Source organism: Hyalangium sp. (assembly GCF_035629615.1).
Taxonomy (GTDB): Bacteria; Myxococcota; Myxococcia; order Myxococcales; family Myxococcaceae; genus Hyalangium.
This window is the reverse complement of sequence record NZ_DASPHO010000605.1, coordinates 1-2,221: the sequence shown is the minus strand read 5'-3', so window position 1 is coordinate 2,221 and position 2,221 is coordinate 1. Positions and strand designations below refer to the sequence as shown.

The following is a 2,221-nucleotide window of genomic DNA, read 5'->3' as shown; positions in this document are numbered from 1 at the left end:
CGGGAGGACGCCACGCGGGTGGGCGAGCTGAGGCAGGGCCTGCGCCAGCGGCTCCTGCTCGCCGAGGGGAGCGCCTTGCCGAAGATCGCCACCTTCACCGGAAGGGGGGCGCTCGCCCAGTGGACGCGCGCGGTCGCCACGCGCCTGGCGATGGATCTCCGGCGCGAGGCCTCTGGCAACATCCCGCTCGAGGAGGCTCCCGAGGAGGCGGAGGCCGTCGTCGGGCATGATCCCGAGTTCAGCTTCATCCGCGCCCGCTACCTGGACGACTTCCGCCAGGCCTTTCGGGAGGCGCTTGCCGCCCTCACGCCCAAGGAGCGCAACCTGCTGCGCCTGCACTACGTGGACAACCTCTCCGTGGACTCCGTGGGGACGATGTACCAGACGTCGCGCTCCACGGCCGCGCGGTGGATCGCCCAGTCCCGAGAGCAGCTCCTCGAGCGCACTCGGGCCCTCCTGGCTCAGCGCCTCAAGCTGAGCCCCCACGAGCTGGACAGCATGCTGGGGTTGCTGCGCAGCCACCTGGATGTGAGCTTGAATCGGCTCCTCACCCCGTGACGAAGCGGCTCACGGCGCCCAGCAGGCCTCGGGGTCCGTGCTGCCCGTGCCGCCCGCGAGCGTGCGGAACTTCGTCCAGGTGGTCGTCTTCACCGGGTACCGCGTGCCATTCCACTGGCCGCGCAGGCCGAAGCGCTCCCCCACGTCATCCCGGTAGTCGTACCAGAGCCCGAAGGGCGTCACGGCGCTGGCCACCAGCGCGTCGCCCGCGGCCTGCATGCCGGCGGCCTGCTGGGCCTGGGTGAGCACGCAGTTGTTGGCCGAGCACGTGGTGCCCGTGGGCAGCTGGAAGCCGAGCTCGGAGGCGAAGAGCTTCGTGCCCGTCGTCCCCGTGGCGGTGTTCAACCGCGAGGCCACCGTCTTTAGCCCGGAGGTCACATTGGACTTCCAGGTGCTGAAGCACGAGGTGCTCCCGGTGGCGATGCAGGTCTTGTCCAGGTGGTAGGGGTTGTACGGGTGGATGCCGAAGTAGTTGAACGGCCGCGAGCCCCGGTAGTTCGTGAAGGCCCCCGAGCCGAAGAAGGCCGGCCAGAAGGACTCCGTGGTGTACGTGTTGAGCAGGCCACCGCTGATGATGAGCTCCGTCCGGGCGTTGGCCGCCTTCCACTCCCACACCCGGCGCAGCAGCCATGCGAAGGCGTTGGGGCCCACGCGGAAGCGATTCACCCCGTCCCCGCAGCCCTGCTCCCAGATGTTCAGCTCGTTGCCAATCTCGTAGGCGTCCGCCTTGGCCGTGCCGACGAAGACGTTCTTCGCCAGCCAGTCCACGCGGCTGACATACGAGGCGATGAACGGATCAATCTGCGCGGGTTGATCATCCGCCCCACAGTAGCGCGCCGGCACCAGCACGTTCACCTTGATGCCCTTGGCGTGCGCCTTCTGGACGATGAGCTGGTAGGTGGCCGCGGTCGTGTTGGGCCAGTCCGCCTCGATGCGGATCCACTTCGCGCCCAGCTGGGAGTACTCGCAGAAGATGCGATCGGCATGCGTGCGCAGCGGCTGAGGGTTGTCCGTGTAGATGCCGCCGGTGACGAGCCCCAGGGAGACACCTGTCAGGGCCTCCTGCTCGCTCGTGCCCACCGCCTCCGAGTCCATGAGACTCTGCGCCTCGTCCTCGTCGATGGGCCCGCAGGCTCCCAGCAGCCCAGCAGCCAGAATGAGGGCGCTCCAGAGGCCCTTCACAGGGTGTGTGGTCGTCTGTGTCGTCGTCTTCACGTCGCGCTCCAGCATTCGTTTGGGGGAAGGCAGCTCCGGGTGCCTCAGGCCGCCCGTGCCGCTCAAAAAAGAAGGGCTGGGGCGCACAAGCCGCCCCAGCCCGGACTCATTCATCCGCCGCGCCAGGAACCCGGCGCGGCGCGAGACTCAGCACTTGCTGTTGTAGCGGCGCGGCACGTAGCAGGAAGAGAAGTAGGACCAGTCACGGCCGAGGTGCACGGCGCGGTCGTACCCGTTCGACGTCGTCGCCTCCCACGTGTAGATGCCGTTGGTGATGTAGTAGTCGAACATCGTCACGTGCGAGCCAGCGCAGTTCATGATGTCACCCTTGGCCATGCTGCTGCGGTTGCCCAACTGCCAGGAGATGTTGGGCAGGGTGGAGGTGCCGTACTTGGAGGCGGTGCCCCAGGCGCGGGAGACGAAGCCCGAGCAGTCCACACCTCGCGAG

Annotated in this window: 3 protein-coding genes; 1 reads left to right on the top strand and 2 read right to left on the bottom strand. The window is 67.9% G+C overall.

What is annotated here, in order from left to right; all coding sequences use genetic code 11:
- On the top strand, positions 1-558 hold a 558-nt coding region (locus VD972_RS30655; RefSeq protein ID WP_324992324.1), incomplete at its 5' end, for a sigma-70 family RNA polymerase sigma factor.
- Between the two features lie 9 nt (positions 559-567).
- On the opposite strand, the gene VD972_RS30650 is transcribed toward VD972_RS30655, so the two are convergent.
- Positions 568-1,773 (bottom strand): hypothetical protein, encoded by a 1,206-nt coding sequence (locus VD972_RS30650; RefSeq protein ID WP_324992323.1) that lies wholly within the window; start codon positions 1,771-1,773, stop codon positions 568-570.
- 147 nt (positions 1,774-1,920) lie between these two features.
- Positions 1,921-2,221, bottom strand: a 301-nt coding sequence (locus VD972_RS30645) for a hypothetical protein (protein ID WP_324992322.1), incomplete at its 5' end; no start/stop codon positions are given.